Source organism: Aquirufa originis (genome assembly GCF_042714495.1).
Lineage (GTDB): Bacteria > Bacteroidota > Bacteroidia > Cytophagales > Spirosomataceae > Aquirufa > Aquirufa originis.
On record NZ_JBBKXY010000001.1, the window covers coordinates 67,610 to 82,916 of the forward strand.

Below are 15,307 nucleotides of genomic sequence, written 5' to 3' on the forward strand. Positions count from 1 at the left end.
TTTATGAATCCATTATCAAGCCTGATTGAGAAATTTTCTAGCCTTCGCGTTCTCGTGATTGGCGATTTAATGGTGGATGCCTATACCTGGGGAAAGGTGAATCGCATTTCGCCGGAAGCTCCCGTTCCCGTGGTGAACGTCATTAAGCGCGAATCTCGCTTAGGCGGAGCCGGAAACGTGGTGTTGAACATCGCGAGCCTTGGCGCAAAACCTTACGTTTGTTCTGTCATCGGAGACGATGCCACAGGCGAAACCTTACAAGGAATTCTACAAGGCGCTGGTCTTTCTACTTCTGGTATCATTACCGAAAAAGGTCGTCCCACGACGGTTAAAGAACGTGTCATCGCCGGATCTCAACAATTGATTCGCGTGGATTCGGAAACGGAGGCACCTATTTCAGCTGCTTCGTCTAAAGCCTTATTGGAGCAAGTGAAAACTTGGTTGCCAGAGGTCGATGTGATCCTTTTTGAGGATTACGACAAAGGGGTTTTGAGTGCTGAATTGATTCAAGAAATTATTACGCTGGCGAAAGCACGCCAAATTCCAACCGTCGTTGATCCGAAGAAAAAGAACTTCTTCGCCTACAGCGGAGCCACTTTATTTAAGCCAAATTTGAACGAATTGCGGGATGGATTAGGTTTAGAGGCTGCTGCCATTGCACCTGATGCCATCGCAAAAACAGTGGCTGATTTCAAAGCTGCGCAAGCCTTCACGGGTCTATTCGTGACGATGTCTGAACGCGGAGTTTACATGGATTTCGCAACTGATCAAATTCAAATTCCCGCCCACATTCGCCAAATTGCCGATGTTTCAGGTGCAGGAGATACCGTGATTTCCATCGCCGCTTGCGCTCTGGCCGCTGGTGGATCTGCTGCACAAATTGCTGAGCTTGCTAACTTAGGCGGAGGCTTAGTCTGCGAATCGTTGGGGGTTGTTCCGATAGATGTGGAACTGCTGAAGCGGGAGGCCGCAAAAATATAAAAAAAGCCCCGAACGAAAATTCGGGGCTTTTTTATGCATTCAGATTTTTTATCCCACCCAAGCCGTAAACTCAATCTCCACTTTATATTGCGGAGCGATCAAAGCCGAGATTTCATAAATACCCGTAGTTGGCTTGATATCTCCAAAGAAATGAGCATGTGCACGAGCAATGTCTAAATTCTTGGAAATATCCGTCGTGAAAATACGGGTACGGACCACATCCTTTAAGGAAGAACCAGCCTCTTCTAAAACCACCGCGATTCGTTCGATGATGTTATAGGTTTGGGCATATAAATCCTCAGCCGTTATTTTTTCACCATCGACTAGGGCTACTGTGCCGGAGATTTCTAACAAGTTTCCTGTCTTTACCGCGCGGCAGTAGCCGAAAGTATCTTCGAAGGGTGAACCACTGGAGATGTTAATTCTATTGCTCATTTTCTTTACTAATTTTAGTGATTTGTTGCCATAATTCCGGCTTTGCATGACGCACAACCTCGCCTATGACGATGACAGCCGGATTGCTCAAGCCTTCTTTAGAAGCCATGGAAGCTAATTCTGCAGCTGAAGTTACGCCAATTCGTTGATTTTTCATCGTTCCGTTTTGGATAATGGCGGCGGAGATGTCACCTTTGCCGTATTTTTGGCATAAATCTGAAATCTCTTTTAGCTTATTCATCCCCATGAGAATGACTAAAGTGGCAGAAGATTGCAAGCCTAAAGCTAGGTCAGCTGTCAAAGAGCCATCCGATTTCGTCCCCGTCATCACCCAAAAGCTCTCGTTCACCCCACGAATCGTCAAGGGAATCTCAGCTGAACCCGCCGCCGCATAAGAGGAGGAAATGCCTGGGATATAATCCGTCAATAAACCGAATTCGCGGGCGTATTCGATTTCTTCTTGACCACGTCCAAAGACAAATGGATCTCCGCCTTTCAAGCGAACGACGTGTCCTAAAGCATAAGCTTTCTCCACGATCAATTGGTTAATGGCCTCTTGGGAATGGCTTTCGCCCGCACGCTTACCCACATAAATCTGCTCGCAGGTGGGGGAGCAGTGATCAAGTAAACTTTTATCGACCAAAGCATCGTATAAAACGGCCTGCGCTGATGCGATTGCTTTGATGGCTTTCAAAGTAATCAACTCAGGATCACCGGGGCCTGCACCCACTACCGATAATTTCGGATGGGGTTCTAATGTTCTGAAATGGCTTAAGTTCTTCATAGGATTAAGAGCGGGCTATTTTGGCAGATTGTAAAAAGGCTTGGGCTTGAGCAGTGTAGCGAGTAGCAAATTCCGCTGAAGGTTCGTTTTGGTTGATCTGTAATACTAATTCAGCGAAGCTAGGAGCATCTACGGCAAATTCGCCAGTAGCTACAAAGTTTTCATCGAACTTGTTAATGACCGAAGTTTGAGTAGGAACCGAAATCGATTTGTCTAATAAAAGGGCTTTTGCTGCTGAAATAAACACGCTGTACGCATGGTAAATCGCATCTGCATAGCGTTTGTCATCTAGTGCCGCCGCGGTCCATTCGTATTTTTCGTCTGATTCAAATAATAAGGTCGCCACTAAGTCAATCACGACGCCCGCGCATTCTCCCACACCGATTTCGGTAGCGAAGTTGTCAGTGGCACCCCAGTCGATGAAGTCATCGTTTACTAAAGTGCTTAAATCTGCAATAGGCTTCAATAAATCGTAGAAATATTTCTCGCCTTGGCGATCGTAATAGCTGTGGAAATATTCGTCAGTGTTGCTGTTCTCTTCGAAGTTATTCAACAAAGTACGTAAAACTTGAGGACCTCTTTTGGAAGGAACTTTGATCACTTTGTCTGCGATTTTTCCTTCGCCATTTCCCAAAGTCGCGCCGCCTAATAAGACTTGTAGCGCGGGTAAAACGCGTTTGTCTGCTGCTTTCAAGGAAGATCCGTGGAAACCGATTGACGCCATGCTGTGTTGTCCACAGGCGTTCATGCAGCCGGAAATTTTGATCTTCATCGCACTGTCGTGTATCAAGGAGGGGAATTCTTCGCTGATGACCGCCTCTAATTTTGAGGTGATATTCGTCGAATCCGAGATCGCTAAATTACACGTGTCCGTTCCCGGGCAAGCCGTGATATTTGCGATGGAATTAGCGCCCGGAGCCGCTAATCCGTGTGCGTCTAATACGGAGTAAACGTAGGCCAAATTCGCGGTAGGCACATATTTTAGCATCAAACCTTGGTTAATCGTGATGCGAATATCATCGCCAATATAGCCAGTAAATGCCTCGATTAAAGAACGAGAAGTAGTACTTGAAATATTGCCGTTCAGGATCCGAACATAAACCGCGTGGAATCCTTTTTGCTTTTGTTCAAAGGTATTGGTCGCTAACCAAGTGGCGTAAGCCTCTGAGTTAGGAGTTTCCGTCGAAGCTACTAATGTAGGCGGCGTAACCTCCCAAGCTGTTGCCGATGGAATTTCGAAAGAGTGATTTTTTAACGCTTTTGATTCCGCTTTTACTAAGTCCATAAAGGCCTCGAAGCCGATTTTTTGGATTAAGAATTTCATGCGTGCCTTGTGGCGTGAATTACGTTCGCCGTGGCGATCGAAAACACGTAAAATGGCTTCGATGAACGGGATCACTTCGTTTTCTGCTAGGAATTCGTGTGCCACATGAGCCAGCATCGGTTGTGCACCTAAGCCACCACCCACGACTACTTTGAAACCGCGTTTGCCGTCCACGATTTTGGGAATAAAACCCACATCATGTAAATAGGCCAAAGACGTATCTTCATCCGTATTCGAGAACGACATCTTGATTTTACGACCCATTTCTTGGCAGATCGGGTTTCGCAAAAAGTAACGGAATGCCGCATCGGCGTGCGGGCTTACATCAAAAAGTTCTTTCGGATCAATCCCAGAAGTAGGGGAGGCTGTGATGTTACGCACGGTGTTTCCACACGCCTCACGCAAGGTGATATCGTCCTGCTCTAATTTTGCCCAAAGTTCTGGCGTACGGTCCAGCGACACGTAGTGAATTTGGATATCTTGACGTGTTGTTAAATGCAAATTTCCCGTCGAATATTCGTCTGAAATGTCTGAAATTCGCTTCCATTGGTGGAATTGAATCTTGCCATAGGGCAATTTAATGCGGATCATTTGCACCCCCTGTTGGCGTTGTCCGTAGACACCACGCGCTAGACGAAGACTTCTGAATTTCTCCTCGTGAATCTCGCCAGCCTTGAATTGAGCGATTTTTTTCGCTAAATCCAGGATGTCTTTTTCAACAACGGGGTTTTCTATCTCAGAGCGGAAACTTTGCATAATTTTTTCTTAGTAAATTTATAAAGTCTATATAATATATAGAGTAGGTGCAAATCTACGAAATAACCTTTTATTGCCAAAGAATTTTTATATTCGTTTTCATAAATCTTCAAACGATGAAAAAACTATTGACGATTCTTTTTTGTGCACTTACGCTTAGCATGAACGCGCAAACAAATGCGCAAATCGGGAAAGACCCGGCTGGCGTACAGGTTGTGAAGACGAAGCACTCGATTACAATTGCCGGCAAGGTGATTAATTACACGGCGACTGCCGGTTATATGCATATGAAGGCAGATACGGGTAAGGTTTTGGCCAAAATCTTCTTTACCTACTACTCCAAAGACGACGAAGACGGCGCCAAGCGCCCTGTCACTTTCACCTTCAACGGCGGCCCAGGATCTGCCTCTTTATGGTTACACATGGGCGGCGTAGGCCCTAAGCGCGTAGTCTTGAAAGACGACGGCACCGCCACCGCAGCCCCATATTCCTACGTTCCTAACGAATTTTCTTGGTTAGACAAAACGGATTTAGTCTTTATTGACCCCGTTTCGACCGGCTATTCCCGCGCCGTGGGCGAACCTGCCAGCAAATACCACGGATATGTAGAAGACATCAATTCCGTAGGAGATTTCGTGCGCAACTTCCTAAGCCGCTACGACCGCTGGGCCTCACCTAAATTCTTAGCCGGCGAAAGCTACGGAACTACGCGTGCCGCCGGATTATCGAAATTCTTGCAAGACGAACACCGCATCTATATCAATGGTGTCATCTTAATCTCGGCGGTATTAAACTTTGGCACAAACGATTACAACATTGGAAACGATCTACCTCGTGCTTTATACATTCCGTCTTACACAGCCGCTGCCTGGTACCACAAAAAATTAGCGCCAGCCTTACAGGCGAGACCCATCGCAGACGTGTTAAAGGAATCCGAGCAATGGGCGATCGGACCCTATGCTACCGCATTAATCAAAGGCGGCTGGATGTCTGACGCAGAAAAATCGGCCATTGCGGAGAAGATGGCTTATTACACAGGTCTTTCCAAAGAGCTTTGCCTGCAAGCAAACCTTCGCCTGGACGAAAACCGTTTCTACAAAGCCCTACGCCGCGCTGACGGACTTTCGATCGGACGTTTAGACGCTCGTTTCACCGGCCGCAACTTAGACGACGCTGGCGAATACGTCGATTTCGATCCATCATTCACAAACATCGACGGACCATTTACCGCCACGATTAACGACTATTTATCCAAAGAATTGAAGTTCACGGAGGAGAAAGGCTACAACGTCTTCGGCGAAGTATACCCTTGGTCCTACAAAAACGTCCAAAACAAATACTTGAATGTTGCAGAAAGTCTTCGCGATGCGATGGCCAAAAACCCGAACCTCAAAGTCTACCTCGGTTGCGGCTACTACGATTTCGCGACCCCGTACTTCACGGCAGTCTACGACATCGAGCATATGTTCTTGCGTCCCGAACAACGCTCCCGTGTAGACATTAAATACTACGAATCTGGACATATGTATTATATCCACAAACCATCCTTGATCCAATTCAAGAAGGATATCGATTCCTTTTTCGATTCGTCGAAATAATTTGCTATTTTTGCAACCCCACGGACTCAACTAGAGGGGTGTCCGAGTGGTTTAAGGAGCACGCTTGGAAAGCGTGTGTAGGTCTCAAGCTTACCGAGGGTTCGAATCCCTTCCCCTCTACGAAGCCTCTCAGCGTTAGCTGAGGGGCTTTTTTAATGGGCGGAAGTGAATTCCGCTAGCGAGATTGAACGGACGCCCATTAAAAAAGTGTCACTATTCGCGAAGCGAATGGTGACAGGCTTTGTGCCAGATGCCCTGCGGGCTGACAGCGGAACGGAGTGGAGCTGTCACTCCCTGTTGCAAATATCAAGTAACTGATATTCTCCATTGTCTCGGATCTTGCCCTAGGACTACTTATTATTAATCCATACTTTCAGGAACAAAAAACCACTAATTGAATTTAAAAAAAATGAATAATAATCTAACCACTTTTCAATCTCACCTGGATGAATATTATGGCAAACGCGGTACTCCTACCCGGGAGGAGTACGAAGAAGGTTTTGAGGCCTTTAAACTAGGTGCTATACTTCGAGAACTTCGATTAGAACAAGGCTTAACACAAAAACAACTTGCTCAAAAATGTGGGACCTCGAAGACTTCTATTTCTCGTATTGAGAATAATGCCGGCGATATTCGCCTCTCAACCTTGATGAGAATGATCAGGGTAGGACTTGGTGGACAATTGACGTTCAGTCTAGACATACCGAATGTTGTCAAAAGTTTATCTGGAGTTGTTAATCTACCAGAAGATTTTGATCCCAAAGAGGAATATAAAAAGTATATTGTCAGTAAATATTCTAAGTAATATTCTCGTCATCTTTTTGACAAAAGTATAACCATATTTGTTTTAAAAGTACTTTTATTCATTTATACTATATATTCTTCAAACGATGAAAGCTCAAATTGGGTATAATAAAAAGAGGAAAGATAAGTCTCTGCTGAAAGACAGTCACTGCGAATTAGAAATACTCGTTGCAGAGTTAGTTGATTATGGAATCGAAGTTTTCAATAAAGAAGAGGATAAATTTCATCGTTGGATGAACAAGCCTAATGATTCATTAGACAAGAATACGCCTGAAAGTCTTTTGGACTCAATTGTAGGGATTCAAGAAGTGAGAAATTGTCTTAATCGGATTGAATTTGGGAATCTGGCCTAAAGATGGAATTTCGATTTGATTTAAAAAAAGACCTTTTATTTTTTCAAATTGGAGATTTTATTCTTTTAAATCTCAATATTATTTAACTTTTAAGTTTATTTTTACATAAATTTAATTAACCTAAAAGTTAAATTATGAAACATCTATCCGTACATCAATTGGATGATCAAATTCGTCAATATGTAAATGGTCAGCGATTTGATCGCATTCCTCAAGGTTGGATTCGTTCTTCTAGAACAGCCATTGGTATGACATTGAAGCAGTTAGCTAAACGCTTGGGCTTCAGTGTGCCTGCCGCGAAAAACTTTGAGATGAGAGAAGTAGATGAGGCAATTACCCTAGCAAGTTTGCGTAAAATTGCGAATGCGATGGAAATGGATTTGGTCTATTATTTTAAACCGAAACAAGACTCGCTGGATGATTTATTGCAAATCCGTGCTGAGTTGAAAGCAAAAGAATTAATGGAACGTTCTAATCATGCTATGATTTTAGAAAATCAAGAAGCCGATAATAAAAATAAGTCTCGTGAATATGATCGATTAATTACGGAAATTCGAAATCAGAAACTAAGCAGCTTGTGGGATTAGATGAATTTGATTTTGGCCAAACCCCTGTAGACCCGGAACAGATTTCAGGTTTACGAATACCTATGGTTAGTAGTTTGGCACAGATAAATTCATTAGAACAAGCAAACATTAACGAAGCTCTGTGCTGGTTGTTAACTAAACGCTCCATTTCTAATTTGCTTACAGAAACTTTTATTCGCCGTTTGCATAAAAGAATGTTTGGCCATGTCTGGAAGTGGGCTGGAGATTATAGGAAAACGGATACAAATATTGGCGTAAAATGGTACTTAATTCCAATAGAATTGAATGCTCTATTGTCTGATGTGAATTATTGGATTCTTAATAGTACATATCCACCTGTCGAAATTGCTATTCGATTTAAATTTCGACTTGTAAGTATTCATTGTTTTCCCAACGGAAATGGAAGGCATGCGCGGCTAATGGCGGATCTTTTAATGCAGTATCAGTTTAATCTACCTAGATTCTCATGGGGACAAAGTTTAAAAGAGGATGTGAGGGACGAATATTTAAAAGCAATTGTTCTCGCATCGAAAGGGAATATCAAACCTTTGATTGAATTTGCAATAAGTTAATTTTCTCCTACATTTAAGTCCTAAACCTGCATAAACATGAAAAACCTCTTCATCCTTCTCCTCTTACTAAACTTCTCCGCCCATGCCCAATGGGTCGAACTATTCAATGGCCGCGACTTAACAGGCTGGATAGCCAGTGAAAATCCAAACTCGTTTCAAGTAAAGGACGGCGAATTACGCATAGAAGGCCCTCGCGGACACCTGTTCTATGATGGACCGATAGGAGATCATTCCTTTAAAAACTTCGAAGTAAAAGCCCTCATTAAAACGTATTCAGGTGCGAACTCTGGTCTATATGTTTGCACAGCATTCCAACCGAGCGACTGGCCATCACAAGGCCATGAAATACAAGTCAACAATTCCCACACTGATTGGCGTAGAACGGCGAGTCTCTATGGCATAATAGACACGGCAGAAAAATTAGTGCACGACGAAGAATGGTTCGAATTATACGTAAAAGTGGAAGGGAAACACATCACCACGAAGATCAATGGAAGAACCGTAGTGGAATATGATGAGCCGTCAGACAAGAAAAGAATCCAACCCGGAACCATCGCCATTCAGGCACACGACCCTAAGAGCAGGATTGCTTATAAAAGTGTTCAAGTAAAATTGAACTAAAAAAAAGAGGAGCCTTTTGAGCTCCTCTTTCTATTTATATAATGCTGTAGATTACAAATCCACTGCCTCTCCATACGCCGCTTCTGTCGCGCCTTTGAAGGCCTCTGACATCGTCGGGTGAGGGTGAACCGTTTTCATAATCTCGTAAGCCGTGCTTTCTAACTTGCGAACTACTACAGCCTCAGCGATCAATTCCGTTACATTGTAACCGATCATGTGAGCGCCTAATAATTCACCGTATTTGGCATCATAAATTACTTTTACGAAACCATCACGAGCACCGGCAGCCGTAGCTTTTCCAGAAGCCACGAAGGGGAATTTACCCACTTTGATATCGTAACCTGCTTCTTTGGCCTTCTTCTCTGTCATACCGACTGAAGAAATTTCCGGGTTGCAATACGTACAGCCTGGGATGTTTGTGTAGTCCAAAGCTTCTGTCTTGTGACCAGCCATTTTCTCTGCACAAATAATCGCTTCTGCTGAGGCAACGTGTGCCAAAGCCGGACCCGGAGTCACATCGCCAATCGCGAAATAACCAGGGATATTCGTTTCGTACCAAGCGTTTACTGGAATACGGCCTTTGTCTACGATAATACCAACCTCTTCTAAACCGATGTTTTCTAAGTTACAGATCACACCCGCCGCAGAAAGAACAATATCGCATTGGATTTCTTGGTTACCCGTTGGCGTTTTGATGCTCACTTTGCAACCTTTTCCTTTCGTATCCACTGACTCCACGCTAGATGAAGTCAAGATGTCGATACCCATTTTCTTGTATTGCTTCGCTAATTCTTTCGAAACATCTTCATCCTCAACGGGAACGATGTTTGGCATGAATTCTACGATCGTTACTTTCGTTCCCATCGCCGCATATACGTACGCAAATTCAACTCCGATCGCACCTGAGCCGATCACGACCATCGAATCTGGACGTTTCTCTAAGCTCATTGCCTTGCGGTATTCGATTACCTTTTCGCCATCGATAGGCACATTAGGCAAGGCACGAGCGCGAGCACCCGTTGCAATCATGATATTTTTTCCTTCGTAAACGGTTTTCTTTCCGTCTGCGTCAGTTACTTCGACTTTCTTACCGGGTTGGATTTTTCCAAAACCCATAATCACGTCAATCTTATTTTTCTTCATCAAAAACTGAACTCCTTTGCTCATGCTATCCGCCACGCCACGAGAACGGGAAATAACGGCAGAGAAATCAGCTTCAGCGCCTTTTACGGTAATTCCGTAATCAGCCGCGTGCTTGATGTATTCGAAAACTTGGGCAGATTTCAAAAGGGCTTTCGTAGGAATACATCCCCAGTTTAGGCAAATACCACCTAAGGATTCTTTCTCTACAATTGCACATTTTAAACCTAATTGAGAAGCTCGGATAGCTGCTACATAACCCCCTGGGCCTGAGCCTACCACGATCAAATCGTATTGTTGCGCCATTTTATTGCTTGATTTAAATGAATGAGGCCGCAATTTAGCACAAAATCGGGTATATTTGCACTTTATTAAGTAGAAAAACACATGACTAGAGACAGGTTCAATGACCTGAAAGCCAGAATAGAGGCTTTAAGGAGGTATCTTTGACTACGATCACAAGAAATATTTAATCTCTGAACTAGAGACGGTCACCTTGGATCCCGAATTTTGGAACAATCCTGACAAAGCGGAAGGCACGATGCGCGAGATGCGCGGGTTGAAGTTTTGGACGGATGGATTCGATAAACTCGCGAACGCACAAGGTGATTTAGAAACCATCTGGGAATTTTACGAAATGGGTGAAGCCACCGAGGCGGAAGTGGATGTAGAAGGCGAAAAGCTGGAGGCAAACCTGGAGGCTTTGGAATTCCGCAAAATGATGTCTGACGAAGGCGACAATATGAGCGCCGTGTTAGAAATCAACGCAGGTGCTGGTGGAACCGAATCCCAAGACTGGGCAGCCATGTTATTGCGTATGTACCACATGTGGGCAGAAAAGAACGGCTTCAAGGTGCGTTTAGTGGATGAAAATCCAGGGGACGTAGCGGGAATCAAATCTGTCACTATCGAAGTAGACGGTGAATTTGCCTACGGTAATTTAAAATCTGAAAATGGGGTGCACCGTCTAGTACGTATTTCCCCTTTTGACTCGAATGCGCGACGTCACACGTCATTTGCGTCGGTATACATCTGTCCTTTGGCGGATGATACGATCGAAATTGAGATTAATCCAGCAGACATCGATTGGGATACCTTCCGTTCCGGTGGGGCAGGTGGCCAAAACGTCAACAAAGTTGAAACCGCTGTTCGTTTAACCCACAAACCGTCAGGAATCATCATCGCTTGCCAGCAAGAACGCTCGCAATTAATGAACAAAGAAGTGGCATTGCGCCTTTTGAAGTCCAAATTATACCAAATCGAAATCGATAAACGTAACGCTGCGCGCGCCGAAGTGGAAGCAGGCAAGAAGAAAATTGAGTGGGGTTCGCAGATCCGTTCCTATGTATTAGACGATCGTCGCGTGAAAGATCACCGCACGAATTACCAAACATCGAATACCGATGCGGTGTTAGACGGGGAGATTAATGAGTTTATTAAGGCGTATTTGATGGAGAATTAAGTCGATAGTCGGGAGTCGATAGTCACTAGTCGCTAGTCACTAGTCGGGAGTCGTTAGGCTTTGTCTGATGATTCTTCTACTACCGTGGCTTCGGTTTCTGCTTCCAATGACGCCAGGTAATCTACTAGTAAATCCTTTGCATACGAAAGAGCGACGGCTAGTGCGTATGATTTAATCGCATCGCTCACGAAGGAGCCTTTCTTCTTCGAGCCCGAGAACATGGAATAAAGTAAATAGCCACCTGCTACGATGCCGCCTGCGATTAACAGCTGGTTGCCTACCTTTTTGTATTCAGTAACGGTCTCTGTTAATTGCTCTTGAATTTCAGCCGCTTGGCTTTCTAATTCAGCTCTCTTTTCTTTATTCTGACTCATTATTTGTAGGCTTTAGGGATAAGAAAAGAAATAGGCTGGCTAATCCGATAACTAGGGCCACGATAAAATAACCAATGAAACGGCTCTCTAAGACTTGGTTGATCCATTCTGATCCCCCCAAAAGAAGGAAAAATAGGGTAATTCCGAAACCTGTCGCCACCAGGAAAAGTTTGAAAATCCGGATAAAGATTTCTTCTAGTTTTTCCTGAATATCTAACTTGATAAGCTCAAATTGTGTCTTGAGATAATTAGTTATTAATTCTACTAGGCGGTTATTTTCGAAAAAACCCATGGTTTATTTTTGCTTTAACTTCGCTTCAATCGAGTGTTGTGTGTGCGGTACTAAACGCAAACGTTCTTTGGAAATTAATTTACCTGAATCAATACAAACACCGTAAGTCCCATTCTTAATGCGCATTAAGGCATTTTCCAGGTTCTTCGCGAACTTTTGCTGACGAACAGCTAATTGATTTAAGTTTTCTTTCTCTGCGGTGTCAGCCCCATCTTCCATCACTTTCGAGTTTCCGGAGGTAGCGTCTGTACCCGTATCATTCTTTTTATTCAATGACTCGCGTAAATACTTTAATTCAGCATTCGTATCATCTAATTTAGCACGGATAATTTCTTCAAACTCTTTTAATTCTTCGGCAGAATATCTTTGTTTTTCTTCGTTGGCCATAAATCTATCTAAATTGTAGTCTTTTACCTAAACACAAATATAAAAAGGCTGAGCTTAATAAGGTAATGAATCCGATAAAATCTCTGACAAATTTTTTAGTCCCTGTTTTTCAGGGGCTTAAGCCAGTCGATGTAGCCTTTTAAGGCCAAAGCAATAAAGACAAGGTAAAGTGCCGCCGTGCCCCATAACCCTTTGTTTACATACATACCCACGTAGACGATGTCCACTCCGATCCAGACAATCCAGTTTTCTATTTTACGTCGCGTTGCCAGCCAAGTGCCATAAATACTCAAGCCAGTTAGGGTAGCATCTAGAAACGGAAAACTGACCGAGAGGAAATACTGCTGATGTAAAAAACCGGATCCTGCACCGAAAAGTAAGGCTACGGCTAATCCTATGAATAAGGCTTGTAAGCTCGATTTTTCAGGCACCCAATCTAGTTCAGATTTAGACCAATTCCACCAGCCATAAGCCGCCATTAGGATAAAGAAGCCCTGTAATTCCATATCGGAATACAGACCATTTTGATAAAAAATGTACCCGTAAAGACCTGAGGAAATGATGTTGCAAACCCAAGCAAGGCTTTTTTTTGCCATGCTGAGAAGGACGCCAGCTAAAGAAGCTATGATTGCTAAGATCTCAATCGGACTCATTCCTTGTGGTTTTTCTGGTAAAAGGCACAGAAATGCGTGATATCGCATTTCGCGCACTGAGGTGTCCTAGCTAAACAGACATAGCGTCCATGTAAAATCAACCAGTGGTGGGCCGTTGCGATGACTTCGTCAGGTAAATTTTTAATTAAGGCCATCTCTACTTTTAGCGGTGTATTGGCTGTTTTGGGGACTAAGCCCAGTCGCTGAGATACCCTAAAAACGTGCGTGTCCACCGCCATGGCGGGCTGATTATAGATGACGGAAGCAATAACGTTCGCCGTTTTTCTGCCCACGCCGGGTAAACTTTGCAAGTCTTCCATCGTTTCAGGAACTTCGCCGGCGAATTGGTCGGTAATTTTTTGGCCTAAACCTAACAGATGTTTTGCCTTATTATTCGGATAAGAAACGGAGCGAATGTAGGAGAAAATCTCTTCTACGCTCGAATCTGCAAGGGATTTAGCATCAGGGAAACGCTTGAATAGGGCAGGAGTGACTTGGTTGATACGTTTATCCGTGCATTGCGCGGACAATACCACCGCGACTAGTAGTTCGAATGGGTTCGAATAATGCAACTCGGTTTCCGCTTCTGGAAAACGAGTGGAAAAATGCTCCACAAACGCCTGAAATCGCTCTTTTTTTAACATTATAATCCCTTAGATATCGACCAAACCCAATTTAATACAAGCAATACAATCAAAATAACTGCCACCACTGGCTGTCGAAATTTTTCCTCTAGCCAAAGATACATCCGAAATACCCGATCGCTACGTGTGAACAGGTCAAAAATGACAAGAATGGGTAATAACATGGTTGCCCCTACGATAATTCCAAGCGGGTTTCCATGAGTTAAATCGCCTAAAATAAAGCGCGTCGTTCCGCAAGCGGGACAAGGAATGCCGGTGAGGGTTTTAAAAAAACAGGTAAAGGCAAATCCTGTCCACAAGTATAAATAGCCCACACTACAAGCGAGCATAATCGTCATGTAGAGCTTGTTGCGGCTCATTAAAAGAGGTAAGGTTGTAGTTTTCCGAAATTCTTAGATCGTGTAGCATCCATAATTAGGAACCAATCAATGACTGTCCAAACTCCTAATCCACCGCACGTTATCAGCTTGCCGATACCCAAACCTATGTCGCCAATTAAGAATCGGTCTATACCAAAATGGCCACCCACAATCGAAACAATGAGACTTAACATGGGATCTTTAATGTTTAAACTTTGGAGGATAATCCATTGTGAATCATCTAGAGCAAGCAGTTTCTCTCGGATATAAGATAATTGATGCGTTTCGAAACTCTTCGCATGAGTCATGATGAATAAGTCAACTTTAGCTGCGTCCATAGGATTTGATTTTTTTTAAAATTAGCGAGATTTTTCGAATAAAAAAGCCCCTAGTGTGCTAGGGGCTTTTTAGTAGTGCGTGCGTGCTCGAGGATTTTCTCGAGACTCCTTTCGGAGGGCTCTGTATAAGCCGAATTCAGCAAGTTTTGGACCTGTTTTAAACGAGTAAGTTCTTGCTTCTCGTCTTCATTTAATGTTTGCTGGAACCCTGTTTCAGGTTCATAAAGGTGTTTAATCAGGTCATTCGGGGTAAAGCTTTTTGTCATAGGCTAACTCTTGTTTGTCTAACATTTTACGAAGGTTAATTAAAGCGTAACGCATACGCCCTAATGCGGTATTGATACTAACTTGGGTTAATTCGGCGATTTCTTGGAAGCTTAATTCTTCGTAATGGCGCATCACGAGGACCTCGCGTTGCTCAATAGGAAGTTTTTTTATCAAGTCCTTGATATTAACGATTATATCTTCTTTTAATTGTTTGTCCTCCGAACTTTCTTCTGCAAATTGAAAACTGTTCCACAGCGGCGAGCCATCGTCTAACACAATTTTGGGATAGCGCTTCTCTTTACGGAAGTGATCGATCGCCATATTGTGTGCGATGCGGACAATCCAAGGAAGGAATTTGCCTTCTTCGTTATACTTGCCTTGGTTGATGACGTCCAAAGCTTTGATATAGGTCTCCTGCAAAAGGTCTTCCGCGATGTAGCGGTCTTTTACAATTAAATAAATAGTCGTGTATACTTTTGATTTACTACGATTTAGTAGTGTTTCGAATGCCTTAGAATCACCTTGTATGTAGGCAGAAATTAACGCTGCATCATTAACGGGTATTTTGCTCATAAA

20 protein-coding genes and 1 tRNA gene are annotated in these 15,307 nt (G+C 43.5%); 9 read left to right on the forward strand and 12 right to left on the reverse strand.

Translation table 11 applies throughout. From position 1 onward, the window contains the following. Positions 1-3: 3 nt before the first annotated feature. Positions 4-981, forward strand: a complete 978-nt coding sequence (locus SKC35_RS00290) for a bifunctional heptose 7-phosphate kinase/heptose 1-phosphate adenyltransferase (RefSeq protein WP_377977518.1) — start codon at positions 4-6, stop codon at positions 979-981. A 48-nt stretch (positions 982-1,029) separates the two neighbouring features. Here SKC35_RS00290 and SKC35_RS00295 read toward each other — a convergent pair whose 3' ends face one another. From SKC35_RS00295 to SKC35_RS00305, 3 genes are read right to left on the reverse strand one after another with little or no spacing between them, the layout of a single operon-like run. Next, positions 1,030-1,416, reverse strand: a complete 387-nt coding sequence (locus SKC35_RS00295) for a RidA family protein (RefSeq protein WP_377977519.1) — start codon at positions 1,414-1,416, stop codon at positions 1,030-1,032. After that, entirely contained in the window at positions 1,406-2,200 is a 795-nt protein-coding gene (gene cobA, locus SKC35_RS00300; protein ID WP_377977520.1) for a uroporphyrinogen-III C-methyltransferase, read from the reverse strand. Before cobA ends, SKC35_RS00295 begins: the two co-directional genes overlap by 11 nt. 4 nt (positions 2,201-2,204) lie before the next feature. After that, on the reverse strand, positions 2,205-4,280 hold the full coding sequence (locus SKC35_RS00305; RefSeq protein WP_377977521.1) for a nitrite reductase: 2,076 nt from the start codon (positions 4,278-4,280) through the stop codon (positions 2,205-2,207). 116 nt (positions 4,281-4,396) lie between these two features. Between SKC35_RS00305 and SKC35_RS00310 the strand changes: the two genes are divergently transcribed. From SKC35_RS00310 to SKC35_RS00340, 7 genes are all read left to right on the forward strand, one after another. Continuing rightward, the gene (locus SKC35_RS00310) at positions 4,397-5,878 is read left to right on the forward strand and encodes a S10 family peptidase (protein ID WP_377977522.1); all 1,482 of its coding nucleotides are present in this window, start codon (positions 4,397-4,399) and stop codon (positions 5,876-5,878) included. A gap of 32 nt (positions 5,879-5,910) precedes the next feature. Continuing rightward, positions 5,911-5,998 (forward strand) — tRNA-Ser (locus tag SKC35_RS00315). A gap of 289 nt (positions 5,999-6,287) precedes the next feature. Continuing rightward, positions 6,288-6,683 carry a helix-turn-helix domain-containing protein gene (locus SKC35_RS00320; RefSeq protein ID WP_377977523.1) on the forward strand — a complete coding sequence of 132 codons (396 nt, stop codon included), beginning with the start codon at positions 6,288-6,290 and terminating at the stop codon, positions 6,681-6,683. Between the two features lie 85 nt (positions 6,684-6,768). Next, a complete protein-coding gene (locus SKC35_RS00325) occupies positions 6,769-7,035 on the forward strand; it encodes an antitoxin Xre/MbcA/ParS toxin-binding domain-containing protein (RefSeq protein ID WP_377977524.1) in 267 nt (88 codons plus the stop codon). Positions 7,036-7,169: 134 nt separating this feature from the next. Beyond that, complete coding sequence (locus SKC35_RS00330) at positions 7,170-7,622, forward strand: helix-turn-helix domain-containing protein (protein WP_377977525.1); 453 nt, start codon at positions 7,170-7,172, stop codon at positions 7,620-7,622. Further along, positions 7,613-8,194, forward strand: coding sequence for a mobile mystery protein B (locus SKC35_RS00335; protein WP_377977526.1), 582 nt, complete (start codon positions 7,613-7,615; stop codon positions 8,192-8,194). Before SKC35_RS00330 ends, SKC35_RS00335 begins: the two co-directional genes overlap by 10 nt. Positions 8,195-8,230: 36 nt before the next feature. Further along, positions 8,231-8,815: a 3-keto-disaccharide hydrolase gene (locus SKC35_RS00340; protein ID WP_377977527.1), complete on the forward strand. Its 585-nt coding sequence runs from the start codon at positions 8,231-8,233 to the stop codon at positions 8,813-8,815. A 51-nt stretch (positions 8,816-8,866) separates the two neighbouring features. Here the strand turns inward: SKC35_RS00340 and lpdA are convergent, their stop codons facing one another. Then, the gene (lpdA, locus tag SKC35_RS00345) at positions 8,867-10,261 is read right to left on the reverse strand and encodes a dihydrolipoyl dehydrogenase (RefSeq protein ID WP_130923742.1); all 1,395 of its coding nucleotides are present in this window, start codon (positions 10,259-10,261) and stop codon (positions 8,867-8,869) included. 81 nt (positions 10,262-10,342) lie between these two features. On the opposite strand from lpdA, the gene prfB reads away from it, so the two are divergent. Next, positions 10,343-11,417, forward strand: a protein-coding gene (gene prfB, locus SKC35_RS00350; RefSeq protein WP_377977528.1) for a peptide chain release factor 2 whose coding sequence is annotated in 2 segments (ribosomal slippage) — positions 10,343-10,393 and positions 10,395-11,417 — 1,074 coding nt in all. Because the reading frame shifts where the segments join, the coding sequence is not laid out codon by codon here. A 53-nt stretch (positions 11,418-11,470) separates the two neighbouring features. On the opposite strand, the gene SKC35_RS00355 is transcribed toward prfB, so the two are convergent. The 8 genes from SKC35_RS00355 to SKC35_RS00390 all read right to left on the reverse strand — a co-directional run bounded on the left by SKC35_RS00355 (position 11,471) and on the right by SKC35_RS00390 (position 15,304). After that, positions 11,471-11,791, reverse strand: coding sequence for a hypothetical protein (locus SKC35_RS00355; RefSeq protein ID WP_377977529.1), 321 nt, complete (start codon positions 11,789-11,791; stop codon positions 11,471-11,473). Beyond that, entirely contained in the window at positions 11,778-12,083 is a 306-nt protein-coding gene (locus SKC35_RS00360) for a phage holin family protein (RefSeq protein WP_377977530.1), read from the reverse strand. The genes SKC35_RS00355 and SKC35_RS00360 overlap by 14 nt, the downstream gene beginning before the upstream one ends. 3 nt (positions 12,084-12,086) lie before the next feature. Further along, the gene (locus tag SKC35_RS00365) at positions 12,087-12,470 is read right to left on the reverse strand and encodes a TraR/DksA family transcriptional regulator (protein ID WP_377977531.1); all 384 of its coding nucleotides are present in this window, start codon (positions 12,468-12,470) and stop codon (positions 12,087-12,089) included. 95 nt (positions 12,471-12,565) lie between these two features. Then, the gene (gene pnuC, locus SKC35_RS00370; RefSeq protein ID WP_377977532.1) at positions 12,566-13,123 is read right to left on the reverse strand and encodes a nicotinamide riboside transporter PnuC; all 558 of its coding nucleotides are present in this window, start codon (positions 13,121-13,123) and stop codon (positions 12,566-12,568) included. Next, positions 13,120-13,767 (reverse strand): endonuclease III, encoded by a 648-nt coding sequence (gene nth, locus SKC35_RS00375; protein ID WP_377977533.1) that lies wholly within the window; start codon positions 13,765-13,767, stop codon positions 13,120-13,122. The genes pnuC and nth overlap by 4 nt, the downstream gene beginning before the upstream one ends. After that, positions 13,767-14,126: a DUF2752 domain-containing protein gene (locus SKC35_RS00380; RefSeq protein ID WP_377977534.1), complete on the reverse strand. Its 360-nt coding sequence runs from the start codon at positions 14,124-14,126 to the stop codon at positions 13,767-13,769. The genes nth and SKC35_RS00380 overlap by 1 nt, the downstream gene beginning before the upstream one ends. Next, the gene (locus tag SKC35_RS00385) at positions 14,126-14,464 is read right to left on the reverse strand and encodes a TM2 domain-containing protein (protein ID WP_377977535.1); all 339 of its coding nucleotides are present in this window, start codon (positions 14,462-14,464) and stop codon (positions 14,126-14,128) included. The genes SKC35_RS00380 and SKC35_RS00385 overlap by 1 nt, the downstream gene beginning before the upstream one ends. A 240-nt stretch (positions 14,465-14,704) precedes the next feature. After that, a complete protein-coding gene (locus tag SKC35_RS00390; RefSeq protein ID WP_377977536.1) occupies positions 14,705-15,304 on the reverse strand; it encodes an RNA polymerase sigma factor in 600 nt (199 codons plus the stop codon). Positions 15,305-15,307 lie beyond the last annotated feature (3 nt).